Here is a 14,253-nt window from a genome sequence, read left to right as displayed (position 1 = left end):
CCGGGTCGCCGCTTGATACAGAGGCACACCGGTGGGGATGCGGTTCCCGGTCCCCTACCATCCCTAGGGTGACCTCGGGAAGCGACTCGGTGTTCGACCTGCTGCCGATGGTGTTCGCGGCCCCCCACGAGGCGCTGGCGCGGGCGCGGGAGGTGCTGGAGGCGGACCCCGGCCCGGTGCGCGCCTCCGTGGCGCACCAGGTGATCGGCATCTGGCAGCGGGACTGGGGCGACCTGCGGCTCGCGCTGCGTCATCTGCGGCGCGCCCGGGACTTCGCGGCCCGGGCGGAGCTGGCCGACCGGGAGGCGGACGTGCTGGCCACGCTCGGGGTGGCCCTGGTGCACGCGGGCCGCACCCGGCAGGGTCTGGCGGCGCTGGAGCGCGGCGTCGAGCGGGGCAGCGGGCACACCAGGGCGCAGGTGCTGTTCCGCCGGGCCTATGCCCGCTGGGTGCTCGGCCGGCACCGGGAGGCGCTGGAGGACGTACGCCGCGCGATCCCCGTGCTGCGGCAGGAGAACGACGTCATCTGGACGGCGCGGGCGCTGACCCTGCGGGCCACCGTGCATCTCGCGCTGGGCTCGGTGGAGCGGGCGGACGCCGACTTCACGGCGGCCGAGGCGCTGTGGGACACCACCGGCCAGGAGCACGACAAGGCCGACGCCGTGGAGAGCCGGGGACTGGCGGCGTTCCGCGCCGGCGACGTGCCGGTGGCGCTGCGGCTGCTGGACGAGGCGGAGCGGCGGTACGCGGAGCTGGGCACGCCCCCGTTCATGCTCGCCGTCCGGCGCTGCGAGGTGCTGATGGCGGCGGGGCTCGCGCCGGAGGCGCGGGCCGAGGCGGACGCGGCGATCCGGGCGCTGGACGGGATCGGGGGGCAGCCGACCCGCAAGGCGGAACTGCTGCTGGCCGCCGCTCGGGCCGCCCGCCCGGCCGGTGATCCGCACACCGCGATCGCCCGGGCGGCGTTGGCGGTACGGCTGTTCGCTGCGCAGCGGCGCCCGTGGTGGGAGGCGCACGCCCGGCTGGTGCTGATCGAGGCGCGGTTCGCCGCCGGGCGGGCCTCGGGGCGGCTGGTGGCGGACGCGGCGCGGGTCGCCGAGCGGCTGGCGTCGTTCGGGGCGCCGGCCGCGCCGGAGGCGTCCCTGCTGGCCGGGCGTATCGCGCTGGCGCTGGGCCGGCCGCGGGACGCCGAACGGCACCTGGCGCTGGCGGCGCGCAGCCGGCACGGCGGGCCGCCCCTCGCCCGGATCACCGGCTGGGCGGCGCAGGCGCTGCGCGCGCGGGCCGCCGGGTCGAGCCGGGGCGTGCTGCAGGCGTGCCGCAGCGGCCTGGCCGTGCTGGACGCCCACCGGATGACGCTCGGCGCCTCGGAGTTGCGGGCCCGCGCCACCGAGCAGGGCGCGGAGCTGGCGGCGCTGGCGCAGCGGGCGAGCCTGGACTCCGGCGGGCCGCGGCGTCTGCTGGAGTGGAGCGAGCGGTGGCGGGCGACCGCGCTGAGCGCGCCGCCCACCCGTCCGCCGGCCGACCCGGCGCTGCTGAGCAACCTGACGGCGTTCCGGGAGATCGCGGCCCGTGCGGAGGAGGCCCGCGCCGAGGGCCGGGCCGTGCCGGCGCTGGAGCGCGAACAGCGGCGGCTGGAGCGGGAGATCCGCTCCCGCACCCTGCACCTGCGCGGGGACGCGCCCGGCGGCGCCGACCGGTTCGACGCGGGGCGGCTGCTGGAGCGGCTCGGCGAGGGGCGGCTGGTCGAACTCGCCGTGGTGGACGGACGGGTGCACGTGCTGCTGGCCGGGCGGGGCCGGGTGCGGCGGTTCACGGCCGGGCTGCTCGCCGAGGCGGAGGCGGAGGCGGAGCATGTGCAGGCGGGGCTGCGCCGGCTCGCGCACCCGGGCGGCCAGGCCCGGCTGCCGGTGCTGCTGGCGGCGGGGCGGCGGCTGGAGGAGCTGCTGCTGGGCGAGGCGGCCCGGCATCTGGGCTCGGGCCCGCTGGTCGTCGTACCGCCGGGGCGGTTGCATCGCGTGCCGTGGGCGGTGCTGCCGTCGCTGAGGGAGCGGGTGGTGAGCGTGTCGCCGTCGGCGAGCAGCTGGCTGCGCGCCCGGGACACCGAGCCGCCCGCGGACGGCCGGCACATCCTGGTCCGCGGGCCGGGGCTGGCCACCGGCGGGGCCGAGGTGCCGGAGCTGGCCGGGCGGTACGGCGCGCCGACCGTGCTGGAGGACGACCACGCGCGCACGGCGCGAGTGCTGGCGGAACTGGACGGAGCGGCGCTCGCCCACATCGCCGCGCACGGCGCCTTCCGCGCGGACAGTCCGCTGTTCTCGTCGCTGCGGATGGCCGACGGGCCGCTCACCGTGCACGACTTCGAACGCCTCGCGCGCAGTCCGTACCGGATCATCCTGTCCTGCTGCGACACCGCCCGCTTCGCCTCGGTCGGCGCCGACGAACTGCTCGGTCTGGTCACGGCGTTGCTGCCGCTGGGCACCGCCGGTGTGGTGGCGGCGAGCGCGCCGGTCAACGACGCGGCGGTGGTGCCGCTGATGCTCGCGCTGCACAAGGGGCTCGGCGCGGGCCTGTCGCTCGCGGAGGCGCTGCGCGACGCCCGCGCCGCCGTCCCGGACGACGCGCTGCACCAGGCGACGGGCTGGTCGTTCACCGCGTTCGGCGCGGCGTGACGGCGGCGCTTTTCGAGGATGCGGCAGGCACCGCGCCTCGCAGCAGGGCTGCGACCGGACATCCCTAGGCGGACCGCTGTTCCCGTGGCGGTTCCACGAGCCGGGGCAGGGCGTCGCGGTCGCCGGTGCCGAGGCGGGTGTAGGCGCCGTAGAGGTGGTTGCCGACGGTCCGCACGGACAGGGTGAGGCGTTCGGCGATCTGCCGGTTGCTGAGGCCGGCGGCGGCGAGGGTGACGATCTGCCGCTGGCGGGCGGTGAGTTCGCCCAGCGCCAGTGCGGACAGGGCCGGGGTGCGTGCGTCCGGGCAGCGACGGGCGAGGGCGGCGGCCCGGGTGCGTGCGGTGCGGGCGGCGGCCGGGTCGCGGTGTACGGGGACGGCCTGGGCGTACGCCTCGGCCGCGAAGAGCAGGAAGCCGCGTTCCGCCAGTTCCCCGGCCACCCGGTCCAGGGCGGGGCCGTCCGCGGCGGCGAGGGCTTCGGCGTGCCGCGCGAAGACGCTGCCCGGTGGGAGCAGAGCGAGGGCCCGCTCGGGGGCACCGAGCCGGACGGCGTCGTACGCGTCGCCGGGCCCGACCGGCGCGAGCGCGGCGCCCTGCTTCCCGAGCGCGGTGGCGCACCACGCGGAGGTTTCCCCGTCCGGCACGGGCTGCCCCGACTGGGCCGCGGCAAGGGCCAGTTCGGCATGGCAGGCCGGGTCGTCGGGGCTCAGCCGGGCCCAGGCCATCGCCTCGCGCAGGGCTCCGCGCAGGCGGGCGAAGCGGGCGCGCAGCGCGGCGTGGGCGGCCGGGACTCCGGTGCCCTCCGTCGCGAGCCAGTCCCCCACCGGGGTGGGCAGAGCGGTGACGTCGTCGGCGTCGATGCGCCGTTCGAGCGCGGCCGTCTCGTCCTTCAGGGCGAGGGCGACGTCGTCCGCCGCGGGCGCCAGGCGGCGGGCCCGCAGCCGGCCGGCGGCGGCGCGCAGCACCGGTCCGTGCAAGGGATGGGCGAGGCGTACGGCGTCGTCCTCGTCGACGTCGATCAGCCCGGCGGCCTCCAGGCGTTCGAGGGCCGGCAGGTCCAGGGCGCCGGTGTCCAGCGACAGGGGCTCGGCGAAGGCGAGGCGGTCGAGCGTCTCGCGCTCGGCGGGGCAGGTCCGGCCCAGCGGTGTGGCGGCGTGTTCCCGGATCGCCGGGGTGACCGGCAGCGGCCCCCGCCAGGCCCAGGTGCCGGTGCCGGGCACGGGGGTGAGCCGCTCGTGGGTGCGCAGCGTGTCCAGCAGGTCGCGCAGCAGCCGCAGGTCACCGTCGGCGAGCCGGTGCAGACGGGCCGCGGTCAGCGGTTCCGGGGCGCGGCCGGCGCCGGCCGTGAGCAGGGTCGCGGTGTCGTCGGCGGGCAGGGGCGCGAGGGCGAGGCGGGGCAGCAGGTCGCCGGTCCACAGCCGGGCGATCGGTGCCGGTGCCGGGTGGCCGTCGGTGAGGAGGACCAGCAGGCGGGTCCGGCCGTGCACGGCCAGCTGGTGGACCAGCGCGGCCGAGGCGTCGTCCAGCCACTGGGCGTCGTCGACGAGCAGCTGCCGTACGCCGCCGAGCCGGCGCAGCGCCTCCTGCGGGGAGGCCACGTCCGGCAGCAGAGGGGCGAACGCGGCGTAGGGCATTCCCTGGGCGCCGGGGGTGCCGGCGATCCGCGGGCAGTCGGTGCCGCGCAGGGCCTCGGTGGCCAGCCGGGTCTTGCCGCAGCCGGCACCGCCTGTCACCACCAGCCCGGGGCGGGCGCCCGACAGTGAGCGGCGGACGAGTTCCCGTTCGTCCTCGCGGCCGGTGAACGGCCAGGGCAGCCGCAGGGTGCGCGCGTCGCGTTCGTAGGTCGTCACGACAGCAGGAGCGCGCCTACTCGGTTTTGATACAGGGCGACTTGAGTACCCCCCGACTCAGGCGGCCGGGCGGCGGCCCCGGGCAGGCTGGGACGCCTCAGCCGGCGTGTACGACATCGTCCGAACCACAGTCCGGCGCCGGGGGAAAGCGGCCGGCACGCCATCCTCGGGGGAGGTGACGTGCCGGCCGCGGCCGGCGCTGTCAGGGCGGCAGGAGGCGGGTGAACACGATCCTCGCCACACCGGGTCCGTCGTAGTCCTCCTCCACGCGCGCCTCGAAGCCGAGGCTGCGGTGGAAGGCGAGCGAGCCGCTGTTGCCGACCGAGGTGATCGCCTTCAGCCGGAGTGCGCCCTGGCCGCGGGCCGCCTCGGTGAACGCCTCGTACAGCCGGCGGCCCAGGCCCGTGCCCCGGCTGTCGTCGCGGGTGGCGATCAGATGGACGTAGCCGGTGCGGTCCGGGGTGACGAAGCCCACGAGGTAGCCGCGGATGCCGTCGTCGGCGCGGGCCACCAGGCAGGTGGCGCCGAACTCCTGGACGAACACCGGCTGGTGCAGGGCCCGCAGGTCGCGCTCGCCCCAGTAGCGGGGGTGGTCCGCCACCACCTGGTGCAGGTCCCGCACCGTGGCCCGGGTGATGTCGAGTGTCATGGGCCGATCATGGCACCCGGGCCCCGGTGGCCGCCGTGGAGGAGATCAGGAAGCCGCCCGCTCGCCCCGTACCGTGTCGTCGGGGTGGGCGAGGCCCAGGTGGTCGCGGAGGGTGGTGCCCTCGTAGTCGGTGCGGAAGACGCCCTGTTCCCGCAGGAGCGGGACGACGGTGTCGGCGAACTCGTCCAGGCCGCCGGGGGTGATGTGCGGGACGAGGATGAAACCGTCGGAGGCGTCGGACTGCACGAACTCGTTGATCGCCGCCGCCACGGTGGCCGGGGAGCCGACGAAGTTCTGCCGGTTGCCGGTGTGGATGACGAGGTCGCGGATCGACCAGTTGTTCGCCTCGGCCCGTTCCCGCCACTCGCGGGCGGTGGCCAGCGGGTCGCGGTACATGCGCACCTGGGCGCGGCCCCGGGCGATGTGGTCCTCGCTGACGTCCGGGTCGACGTCGGGCAGCGGGCCGTCCGGGTCGTATGCGGACAGGTCCCGGTTCCAGACGAACTCCAGATGGCGGATCGCGGTGGCGCCGCTGACCTGCTGCCGGCGCACCTCACGGGCCGCCTCCTCGGCCTCGGCGTCGCTGTCGCCGAGCACGAAGGTCGCGGCGGGCAGGATCAGCAGCTGGTCGGGGCGGCGGCCGTACCGGGCGAGACGGCGCTTGACGTCCTGGTAGAAGGCCCGGCCGGTCTCCAGCGTGCCGTAGCGGCTGAAGATGGCGTCGGCCTCGGCGGCGGCGAACTCGCGGCCCTCGTCGGAGTCGCCCGCCTGGAAGATCACCGGGCGGCCCTGCGGGGAACGCGGGACGTTGAAACGGCCGTGGATGTCGAAGTGCTTGCCCTGGTGGACGAACGCGCCGGCCTTGGCGTCGGACAGGAAGGTGCCGGTGGCCTGGTCGGCGACGATCTCGTCGCCCCGCCAGGAGTCGAACAGCTCGTGCGCGGTGGCGAGGAACTCCTGGGCGCGGCTGTAGCGCTCCTCCTGGGGCAGGAAGCCGCCGCGGCGGAAGTTCTCGCCGGTGAAGGCGTCCCAGGAGGTGACGACGTTCCACGCGGAGCGCCCGCCGGAGAGGTGGTCGAGGCTGGCGAACTGACGGGCCACCTCGTAGGGCTCGTTGAAGGTGGAGTTGATGGTGCCGGTCAGTCCGAGATGCTCGGTGACGGCGGCGAGCGCGGCCAGCACCGTGAAGGTGTCGGGGCGGCCGACGACGTCCAGGTCGTAGATCTGACCGGCGTGTTCGCGCAGGCGCAGCCCCTCGGCGAGGAACAGGAAGTCGAACTTGGCGCGTTCGGCGGTCTTCGCGAAGTGCACGAAGGAGTCGAACTCGATGTGGCTGCCGGCCTTCGGGTCGCTCCACACGGTGGTGTTGTTGACGCCGGGGAAGTGCGCGGCCAGGTGGATCTGCTTCAGGGGCTTGGTCATGGTCTCCGGGTCCCTCCGGCTCAGGCGGTGGCGTAGCGGTTGGCGGGGCGGGCGAGGCCCAGCAGGCCGCGCAGGGTGCCGGCCTCGTAGGCGCGGCGGAAGGCGCCACGGCGCTGGAGCTCGGGGACCAGTGCGCGGGTGATCGCGGGCAGGTCGTGCCCGGCGACGGCCGGCCGGAGCCGGAACCCGGTCAGCCCGGCCGCCTGGAACTCCTGGAGCAGATCGGCGAGTTCGGCCGGGGTGCCGGCGAAGATCCGCGCGTCGCTGGTGTACGGCTCACCGGCCGCGGCGTCCAGCCGTTCCCGGCGGGCGGCGGCCGCGCCGGGGGCGTCGTCCAGGAAGACGACGAGGTCGGCGAAGACGTGCAGCGGTTCGTCGGCCCGCCCCGCGGCCTCCTGCTCGGCGCGGATCTCGGCCACGGTCGCGCGGGCCTGCGCCGTGTCGTGCGGGGTGACGTAGCCGACGTCGGCCTGGCGGGCCACCAGCCGGTAGGGGACGCTCCAGTGGGCGAGCGCCGTGACGAGAGGCTGGCCCTGCGGCGGACGGGGTGTGATCGAGGGGCCCTTCACGTCGAAGTGCCGGCCCTCGAAGTCGATGTAGTGCAGCTTGTCCCGGTCGATGAAGCGCCCGGTGGCCGCGTCCCGGATCTCCGCGTCGTCCTCCCAGCTGTCCCACAGCCGGCGCACGACCTCCACATGGTCGGCGGCCTCGTCGAACAGTTCGGTCACCACCTCCCGCGCGGCCGGGCTGTCGTAGGCGTCGATCCGGGGAACGGTCCGGCGGCCGAAGTGGGCGGCCTCGGTGGGGCGGGCGGAGATCTGTACGCGCAGGCCGGCCCGGCCGGTGCTGACGTAGTCCAGGGTGGCGATGGCCTTGGAGATGTGGAACGGCTCGGTGTGGGTGGCGACGACCGTCGGCACGAGGCCGATGTGCGAGGTCAGCGGAGCGATTCGGGAGGCGATCAGGACGGCGTCGAGCCGGCCGCGTACCTGGTCGGTGCGCTCGTCGGGGTCGAGGAAGTGCGAGGACTGCGGGCCGAGGCCGTCCTCGATCGTCACGAAGTCGAGGAGGCCGCGCTCGGCCTCGGTGACGAGGCCGGCCCAGTAGCCGGCGGTGAACAGCTCGCGGGGCCGGGCCACGGGCTCGCGCCAGGAGGCGGGATGCCAGCCGGTTCCGTCCAGGGCGACGGCGAGGTGCACGGGAGCAGCGGGAGTCGAGGACACGAGGGGTGCCTTCCTGAAGGTTCCTGGAGGTCTGTGGGAACACGCCGGCCCCGGGGAGCGACGGGGCACGGACGCGGCGGAGGCCGCGAGGCGGCCGGGTACGAAGGGCCGGCGGGCCGCGTTGTCAGGCGCGACAGAGCGCGCCGGCCACGCGCAGCAGGTCGATGTGCGGCCGCGTGTGGAGGCGGACGGCGTGCGGGCTGCGGGGCACGGGCGTCACCTCCGGGGTGCGGGCGGCTGCCGCCGCGCGAGGGTCGTCGTCGCTTTCAACGCCCGGGACCGGCGCGGGTGTTCCCGGGGTCAGGAGTTGTCCAGCGGCAGACCGGGCGGGTTGATCCGTGACGTGGTGACGGCCTCGTTGGAGAGGTTCCACGCCTTGAGCCACTGCGCGTACTGGCCGTTCTTGATGAGGTGGTCGATGGCGTCGGCGACCGGCTTGGCCAGCCCGCTGCCCTTCTTGGCGGTGGCGGCGATCAGGCCCTGGAGGGTGGCGCCGGCCCCGGAGAAGGTGCCCGCGGTGCGGGTGGCCTGCGGAGTCTTCGCGGTCTGCGTGACGTGGTAGGCGATGCCCGGGTTGGGGCCGAAGTAGGCGTCGATCTTGCCGCTGCTCAGGGCGAGGTAGGTGCTGTTGTGGTCCTGGTAGTACTTGACGGTGAGCTTCTTGCCCTCGCTCTCCAGCTTCTTCTTCCACTCCAGCAGGATCCGCTCCTGGTTGGTGCCGCTGCCGACGGCGACCGTCTTGCCGGCGAGGGTCCGGTAGTCGCCGTCGAACGTCCAGGTGTCGGCCTTCGGGACCTCGAAGGCCAGGTTGTCCTGCCGGTAGGAGGCGAAGTCGTACTTGCGCTTGCGCTCCTCGGTGTCGGTGACGTTGGAGAAGAGGACGTCGGACTTGCCGCTGTCGAGGCCGACGAACATGTTCTCCCAGGTGGAGTTGCGCACCTCGGGCTGGAGACCGAGGACCGCGGCGACGAGCCGGCCGAGGTCGGGTTCGGCGCCGGTGAGGGTCTTCTGGTCACCGCCGACGTAGGCCAGGGGCGGGAAGCCGGACGGCAGGGCGCCGACTCCGATGCGGAGGGTGCCGCGCTTTCTGATCTCCGCGGGCACCTCGGCGCTGAGGGACTTCACCTCGCTCACCTTCAGGGTGGCTTCCTGTGCGGCCCCGTTGGACAGCCGTCCCACGGTCACCGTCCCGGCGGCCGCGCTGTCGGCCGTGGTCGCGGCCTCGCTGTCCCCGCCGCAGGCGGCGAGCGAACCGGCGAGGAGCACGGCGGCGGTGGCGGCGGTGAGTCCGCGCAGCAGGGGGCGTCGGATGAGGCGGGAAGTCATGGCAGTCCTTGTCGCTGGGTGTACGGGGTGAACGGAGAGAGACGACGGCGGTGCGGTCGTACGGCGGCTTCGCGTGAGTGCGGCCGTACGACGGCTTCGCAGCGGTGCGGTCATACGGCGGCTTCGCGGCGGGCGCGGGCCCGCAGGCCGGTGAGACCGGCGCGCAGCCGCTGCAGCGGGGTCGGCGGCAGGGAGCGTGCGGCGCCGCGGGCGTAGTGGCGTTCGACGTAGAACTGCACGACGGAGATGGCGCTGGTGAGCAGCAGGTACCAGACGGTGACGACCAGCAGCAGCGGCACGATGTCGCCGGGATAGGTCGAGCCCATGGTCTGCGCGGTGCCGAACAGGTCGAGCAGGGAGACGTAGAAGACCAGGGAGGTGCTCTTGACGAGGCCGATCAACTGGTTGACGTAGTTCGGGATGATGGAGCGCAGCGCCTGCGGCAGGGTGATCCGGGTGAACTGGCGGCTCCTGGGCAGGCCGAGCGCGGCCGCCGCGTCGTGCTGGCCCTGGTCGACGGAGAGGATCCCGCCGCGGACCACCTCGGCGGCGTAGGCGGCCTCGTTGAGGCTGAGGCCGACGACGGCGACGACCATGTCGGTGGCCAGCCGTGACTCGTCGAAGGTGAGGAAGGCCGGCCCGAAGGGGACGCCGAGGCTGAGGGTCTTGTACAGGGCGGAGAAGTTGTACAGGAACAGCAGGACGACGATGAGCGGGACGGAGCGCAGCGCCCAGACGTAGGTCCAGCTGACCAGGCGCAGCACCGGGCTCCTGGAGAGCCGGGCGAGCGCCAGCAGGATGCCGCCGAGGAGACCCAGGACCGCGCTGTAGGCGGTGACCTGCAGGGTGATGAGGAGGCCGTCGAGGATGGTGGGACGGGAGAACCAGTAGGCGAAGCGGTCCCACTGGTAGAAGCTGTTGGTGGCCAGTCCGTGGACGAACTGGGCGAGCAGGACGAGCACGACGGCCGTGGCGATCCAGCGCCCGGGGTGGCGCAACGGCACGACACGCGGCGGTTGTTGCTTGTCCTGAGGGGTGTCGAGGGTTGGCGGCTCGGCGAGGGAGACGGCTGGGCCTCGGGTGTGGCTCATGGTGGGCTCCGGCGGGGAGTCGGCGGCGCCCCTCGGCCGTGGCGGGCCGCGCGCGCCCGCGTCCGGGCAGCACGGGGCGGCTGCCGGGCGGAGGGGGCGGGGCGCGGGGAAACGCACGGGAGAGGGGGCTCGGGCGGGCGACGGCACGCCGCGGGTGCGGGGTGCGGCGAGGGAGCGCGGGGCGGACGGCTGAGAGGTCAGCCCCGGCAGCGGGCTCGGCCCGGTGCGGTACACAGTGCGCTGTTGACGCGCAGGAGGTCGACGGCGCGGTCGGCGACCAGCGGGTTCGCATACGGCCGCACGCAGCCCACGGCGCGGCGGGCCGCCGTGCTGGGAGCTGCGTGCATCACGTCACCGTCTCTGTTCCGGCCCTCACGGGGCCTCGCGCTTACCGAACGTCATCCGGTCCGGTCGTCACCTGGGGCACCCCACCGCGGAGCGAGGGTTGCCGGTCAGCGAGCCAGGGCTTGTCGCTGACGCTCATGACCGTTCTGGGCCGTAATTAAGACAGCTGCCCGAACGGCTGTCAACGGCCGTCCACCTGCTGGGACCTGGCGTGACCGGCCCAGTCGAGGATCTGCACGGCGGACCCGGCGGCCTCCAGCCCGCGGCAACGGGCGTGGTGGCGGCGGGCGATGCCGTCGAGGTCGAGGTGGGTGCCGAACGCCGGGTGGGCGGTCAGGCGCCGGGCGTGGGACCACAGGGCGGGGTGGCCGGCGACGCGCTGCACGGCGGCGGCGTCGAGGTGATGCCGGTGCACGGTGTCGAGCTGCACCAGGGCCACCCACAACTCGATGTCCGCGGCGGTGAGTTGTTCACCGAGGAGATACCTCTGCCCGGCCAGCAGCCGCTCGGCGTCGTCCAGCGCGGTGAGCAGGGTACGCAGGGCCGCCGCCCGTTCGGCGGGGTCGGCGGCGGCCGATCCGGCGCGCTGGGCGGCCTCCTGGATGCCGTCGGCGCACAGCCGCTCCACGGCCTCGATCCCGGCGGCGCCTGCGCGCGGGTAGAGCGAGGGGTGGCCGGAGGCGAAGTGCCGGTCCAGGTCGCGCATGATGTCGCCGGCGTGCGTGCTGACGATCCGTCCGGACCAGTCGTCGCTGAGCACGGGGTCGAGGGCCGGGCCCGGGTGGTGGTGGGCGCTGGCCTCGTACAGCGGGCGCAGGGTGCGGTGTCCGCCGTCGGGGCAGTCCGGGACGGCGGGCAGGAAGGTGACCGGACAGCTCTCGTCGAGCCCGAGCAGGCTGTGCGCGACGGCGATGCGCAGCCCGTCGGGACTCGCGGTGGACACGTGCAGCCGGTAGCGGCGGGGCACGGCGTAGTGCCCACTGCGCGCGTCCCGCCCGATCCGTCCGCGGAAGGCGGACGCGGACGGCACGGAGGGATGGGCGGCGAGCGGTGCGACGGACATGGGTCTCCCAGGGGTCGGGCGCGCGGACGCACGCGGGGTGCCGGCGATGAGGGCGGCGGGACGGGTGGGCGGCGCCCGCGGGAGCGACGGTGACGTCACACGGACGGCGCCACGGAGCACAGGGAGGTGCTGCCGGCCGCGTCTGCGCGCGGCGCACGAAGGGCGGGGGGCCCGGGCTCAGACGGCCGGGCCGATGGCGCTGCAGACGCGCAGCAGGTCGATGTGACGGCGGGAGGTGAGCAGGGGCGACCGGCTCGCTCGGGCGTGGGCCGGGAGCGGTGCGCGAGTCGACATGCCATTCCCTACCTGTTCACTAGGATTCCCTGCTCTGGAGTGTCGATCCGCCACGGTTCACCGTCAAGGGGGCGTCCACCGGTTGGTCATGCGCACGCCCGGACGGCGTCCTCAGCCGCTGTTTTCCGTCACATGATCCGTTCCTGGTGACGGCATTGTCCGGACTCCGTCACACGGGGCGCCGCGGTGCTGCCGTGGGAGCCGAGTCGTTGTTACGGTCCGGATCGGTGTGCGGCCGAAGCGGCCGCCCGTGACCAGGGGGACGTCCCGACATGACTGCTCATCGCCTCAGACCCGCAACCATCGCGCTCGCCGCCGCCGCGCTCGCCTCGGTGCTGACCGGCTGTCAGGGGGACGATTCGGCCGCCGCAGCCGCGGGTTCGCCCGGCGCCGCCGCCACGGCGAGCCAGGCGCCCGGCACCTCCGGCGGCGGCACGGGCGGGACGGCGGCGGGCACCGCGGGAACGGGCGGGACGGCGACGGGCACGGCCGGGACGGGTGGCGCCGGTTCCACGGCGACCGCGTCGCCCGGTGCGGCCGGTGCGGGCGGCACCGCCGGTACGGCAGGGTCCCCGGCGAAGCCCGCCGCGAAGGCCTCCGGCGCGGCGAAGGGCAAGGCGCCGGCCGCCGGCTGCTCCGACAAGGCGCCGGACCCGGACCATGTCGACCCCGACGAGATCGCCGTCTACCGCGTGGAGGAACTCCCCGCCGGCACCGGGAAGGTGAACCTCGTCATTCAGCACGGGGCATGGGGCTGCCCCGGCAAGGACTCCGACGGGGCGCCGTTCGTCGTCACGGGCGAGGACAGCCGCTGGGCCCTCGACCAGGCCGCCTACGTCACCGCCACCAACCCGATCGTCGCCGGCAGCGCGAACCAGCGCATCGGCGTGCAGGAGCTCGTGGACTGGGTCAAGGCGCACCCCGACTCCGGCCTGGTGTTCAAGTACGCGACCGGCGACGACGGCGCCATCCACAGCCTGGAGCAGGTCTACACGCCGTAGAAACAGTCGAGGGCCGGTCGCGGATTCCTCCGTGACCGGCCCTGACGTGCGACTTCGTAAAGTCGGGACGACAGGATTTGAACCTGCGACCCCTTGACCCCCAGTCAAGTGCGCTACCAAGCTGCGCCACGTCCCGGTGCGTCGCACGCGGTGGACCGCGTGATCACGCAGGTAAACCCTACCCCACCCGCACGGGTGCTCCCGCCGGGCGACGGCGGGCGGGAGCGGTCAGCCGGCGCCCGTGTACGCCGCCGTCGTACGGTCGGCGGTCTGGCGCGCCCGGCGCTCGTCCTCGCCGCTCGCCACGTTCGCGGCGTACCAGGCCTCGCTGCTCTCGGTGCAGAAGCGGCGGCCCTCCTCGGAGGTCATCCACGCCATGCCCTCGGCCGGGTCGACGCTCGCGCCGGTCCGCAGGTGCACGGTGAGACCCACGAGCATGCCGTCCCAGCCGACGCCGACCGCACCTGGCCCGAACTCGGCCCACTTGGTGTCGTCGACATGGGCGATGTGGTCCAGCTCGAAGCGGGTGCGCCCCTCCCCCTCCGGCGTCAGCCGCAGCTCGATCCAGCTCACCTCGCCGCCGTACTCCCAGGTCGCGGTGAAGCCATGGGGTGCCTCGCAGCGCTCGATGGTGCCGCCCGCCTGGTCCTTCAGCTGGAAGCGGCCGCCCTCGCGCAGATCGCCCTCGACCGGCAGAAACCAGCGGGGGATGCGCTCGGGGTTGGTGCAGGCGTCCCAGAGGTCGTCGAGCGGGACGTCGTAGGTGCGGCTCACGGTCACCACGCGGGCCTCGCCCGCCTTGAAGTCGCGGCGGCCGACGGTGCGGCGCACGCTGCTGATCTGGTGGGTCACGTCGATCACGGGGTGCTCCTCGGGGGTTCGTCGGTGCCGTTCAGCCGGCGCTCGCGGCGGCCGCGGGCGAGCTCGGTGGCCAGGGCGTCCAGGTGCGGGGTCCAGAAGCGGCGGAAGCGGTCCAGCCAGGCGTCGATGTCCCGCAGGGGCTCGGAGTCGACGGCGTACAGCCGCCGGGCCCCCTCGGCGCGGACCGTCGCGAAGCCGTTCTCCCGGAGCACCTTCAGGTGCTGGGAGACGCCGGGCTGCGATATCCCGAACTCCGCCCGAACGGCCTCGGCGACCGCCCCGGCGGTCATCTCCCCACCGGCCAGCAGCTCCAGTATCCGGCGCCGCACGGGGTCGGCGAGGACGTCGAAGGCATGCATACAGCTATATTATCAGCGACTGCTTATATAAGTACGGGCTGATGCGACTGGATGAATCCGGACGCAGCGTTGCCCCGCCCGCTCCCCGTCCTCTTGAA

The 14,253-nt window shown here is 74.6% G+C and carries 14 protein-coding genes, 1 tRNA gene and 1 riboswitch; of the genes, 2 read left to right on the top strand and 13 right to left on the bottom strand.

What is annotated here, in order from left to right; genetic code table 11:
• Window positions 1-107: 107 nt before the first annotated feature.
• Window positions 108-2,672: a CHAT domain-containing protein gene (locus ACZ64A_RS04125; RefSeq protein WP_469809049.1), complete on the top strand. Its 2,565-nt coding sequence runs from the start codon at window positions 108-110 to the stop codon at window positions 2,670-2,672.
• A 64-nt stretch (window positions 2,673-2,736) separates the two neighbouring features.
• On the opposite strand, the gene ACZ64A_RS04120 is transcribed toward ACZ64A_RS04125, so the two are convergent.
• From ACZ64A_RS04120 to ACZ64A_RS04075, 10 genes are all read right to left on the bottom strand, one after another.
• The gene (locus ACZ64A_RS04120) at window positions 2,737-4,521 is read right to left on the bottom strand and encodes a LuxR family transcriptional regulator AbsR2 (protein ID WP_469808071.1); all 1,785 of its coding nucleotides are present in this window, start codon (window positions 4,519-4,521) and stop codon (window positions 2,737-2,739) included.
• A gap of 202 nt (window positions 4,522-4,723) precedes the next feature.
• On the bottom strand, window positions 4,724-5,170 hold the full coding sequence (locus ACZ64A_RS04115; RefSeq protein ID WP_469808070.1) for a GNAT family N-acetyltransferase: 447 nt from the start codon (window positions 5,168-5,170) through the stop codon (window positions 4,724-4,726).
• Between the two features lie 45 nt (window positions 5,171-5,215).
• Entirely contained in the window at window positions 5,216-6,592 is a 1,377-nt protein-coding gene (locus tag ACZ64A_RS04110) for an NtaA/DmoA family FMN-dependent monooxygenase (RefSeq protein ID WP_469808069.1), read from the bottom strand.
• 20 nt (window positions 6,593-6,612) lie between these two features.
• Entirely contained in the window at window positions 6,613-7,815 is a 1,203-nt protein-coding gene (locus ACZ64A_RS04105) for an LLM class flavin-dependent oxidoreductase (protein WP_469808068.1), read from the bottom strand.
• A 124-nt stretch (window positions 7,816-7,939) separates the two neighbouring features.
• A complete protein-coding gene (locus tag ACZ64A_RS04100; RefSeq protein ID WP_469809048.1) occupies window positions 7,940-8,026 on the bottom strand; it encodes a putative leader peptide in 87 nt (28 codons plus the stop codon).
• A gap of 89 nt (window positions 8,027-8,115) precedes the next feature.
• Window positions 8,116-9,141: an ABC transporter substrate-binding protein gene (locus ACZ64A_RS04095; protein ID WP_469808066.1), complete on the bottom strand. Its 1,026-nt coding sequence runs from the start codon at window positions 9,139-9,141 to the stop codon at window positions 8,116-8,118.
• Between the two features lie 110 nt (window positions 9,142-9,251).
• Complete coding sequence (locus ACZ64A_RS04090) at window positions 9,252-10,232, bottom strand: amino acid ABC transporter permease (protein ID WP_469808065.1); 981 nt, start codon at window positions 10,230-10,232, stop codon at window positions 9,252-9,254.
• Between the two features lie 197 nt (window positions 10,233-10,429).
• Complete coding sequence (locus ACZ64A_RS04085) at window positions 10,430-10,579, bottom strand: hypothetical protein (RefSeq protein ID WP_363263988.1); 150 nt, start codon at window positions 10,577-10,579, stop codon at window positions 10,430-10,432.
• Window positions 10,580-10,611: 32 nt separating this feature from the next.
• Window positions 10,612-10,720: riboswitch (SAM riboswitch) on the bottom strand.
• Between the two features lie 38 nt (window positions 10,721-10,758).
• Window positions 10,759-11,640 (bottom strand): glutathione S-transferase C-terminal domain-containing protein, encoded by an 882-nt coding sequence (locus ACZ64A_RS04080; RefSeq protein ID WP_469808064.1) that lies wholly within the window; start codon window positions 11,638-11,640, stop codon window positions 10,759-10,761.
• Window positions 11,641-11,817: 177 nt separating this feature from the next.
• Window positions 11,818-11,934 (bottom strand): putative leader peptide, encoded by a 117-nt coding sequence (locus tag ACZ64A_RS04075; protein ID WP_469808062.1) that lies wholly within the window; start codon window positions 11,932-11,934, stop codon window positions 11,818-11,820.
• 272 nt (window positions 11,935-12,206) lie between these two features.
• Between ACZ64A_RS04075 and ACZ64A_RS04070 the strand changes: the two genes are divergently transcribed.
• On the top strand, window positions 12,207-12,935 hold the full coding sequence (locus ACZ64A_RS04070) for a hypothetical protein (protein WP_469808061.1): 729 nt from the start codon (window positions 12,207-12,209) through the stop codon (window positions 12,933-12,935).
• 62 nt (window positions 12,936-12,997) lie between these two features.
• On the opposite strand, the gene ACZ64A_RS04065 is transcribed toward ACZ64A_RS04070, so the two are convergent.
• The 3 genes from ACZ64A_RS04065 to ACZ64A_RS04055 form a co-directional block, all read right to left on the bottom strand.
• Window positions 12,998-13,071, bottom strand: a tRNA-Pro gene (locus tag ACZ64A_RS04065).
• A gap of 92 nt (window positions 13,072-13,163) precedes the next feature.
• On the bottom strand, window positions 13,164-13,796 hold the full coding sequence (locus ACZ64A_RS04060) for an SRPBCC family protein (RefSeq protein ID WP_469808060.1): 633 nt from the start codon (window positions 13,794-13,796) through the stop codon (window positions 13,164-13,166).
• Window positions 13,793-14,155, bottom strand: a complete 363-nt coding sequence (locus tag ACZ64A_RS04055; RefSeq protein ID WP_469808059.1) for an ArsR/SmtB family transcription factor — start codon at window positions 14,153-14,155, stop codon at window positions 13,793-13,795. Before ACZ64A_RS04055 ends, ACZ64A_RS04060 begins: the two co-directional genes overlap by 4 nt.
• Window positions 14,156-14,253: the final 98 nt, after the last annotated feature.

Source organism: Streptomyces sp. NPDC104814 (assembly GCF_055583185.1).
This window is presented reverse-complemented; position numbering and strand designations above follow the sequence as displayed.

Bases quoted from the DNA above. Each gene is read 5' to 3' on its own strand.
- ACZ64A_RS04125 (WP_469809049.1), top strand. From the start codon at position 108: ATGGTGTTCGCGGCCCCCCACGAGGCGCTGGCGCGGGCGCGGGAGGTG.
- ACZ64A_RS04115 (WP_469808070.1), bottom strand. From the start codon at position 5,170: ATGACACTCGACATCACCCGGGCCACGGTGCGGGACCTGCACCAGGTG.
- ACZ64A_RS04110 (WP_469808069.1), bottom strand. From the start codon at position 6,592: ATGACCAAGCCCCTGAAGCAGATCCACCTGGCCGCGCACTTCCCCGGC.
- ACZ64A_RS04095 (WP_469808066.1), bottom strand. From the start codon at position 9,141: ATGACTTCCCGCCTCATCCGACGCCCCCTGCTGCGCGGACTCACCGCC.
- ACZ64A_RS04090 (WP_469808065.1), bottom strand. From the start codon at position 10,232: ATGAGCCACACCCGAGGCCCAGCCGTCTCCCTCGCCGAGCCGCCAACC.
- ACZ64A_RS04085 (WP_363263988.1), bottom strand. From the start codon at position 10,579: ATGCACGCAGCTCCCAGCACGGCGGCCCGCCGCGCCGTGGGCTGCGTG.
- ACZ64A_RS04080 (WP_469808064.1), bottom strand. From the start codon at position 11,640: ATGTCCGTCGCACCGCTCGCCGCCCATCCCTCCGTGCCGTCCGCGTCC.
- ACZ64A_RS04075 (WP_469808062.1), bottom strand. From the start codon at position 11,934: ATGTCGACTCGCGCACCGCTCCCGGCCCACGCCCGAGCGAGCCGGTCG.
- ACZ64A_RS04070 (WP_469808061.1), top strand. From the start codon at position 12,207: ATGACTGCTCATCGCCTCAGACCCGCAACCATCGCGCTCGCCGCCGCC.
- ACZ64A_RS04055 (WP_469808059.1), bottom strand. From the start codon at position 14,155: ATGCATGCCTTCGACGTCCTCGCCGACCCCGTGCGGCGCCGGATACTG.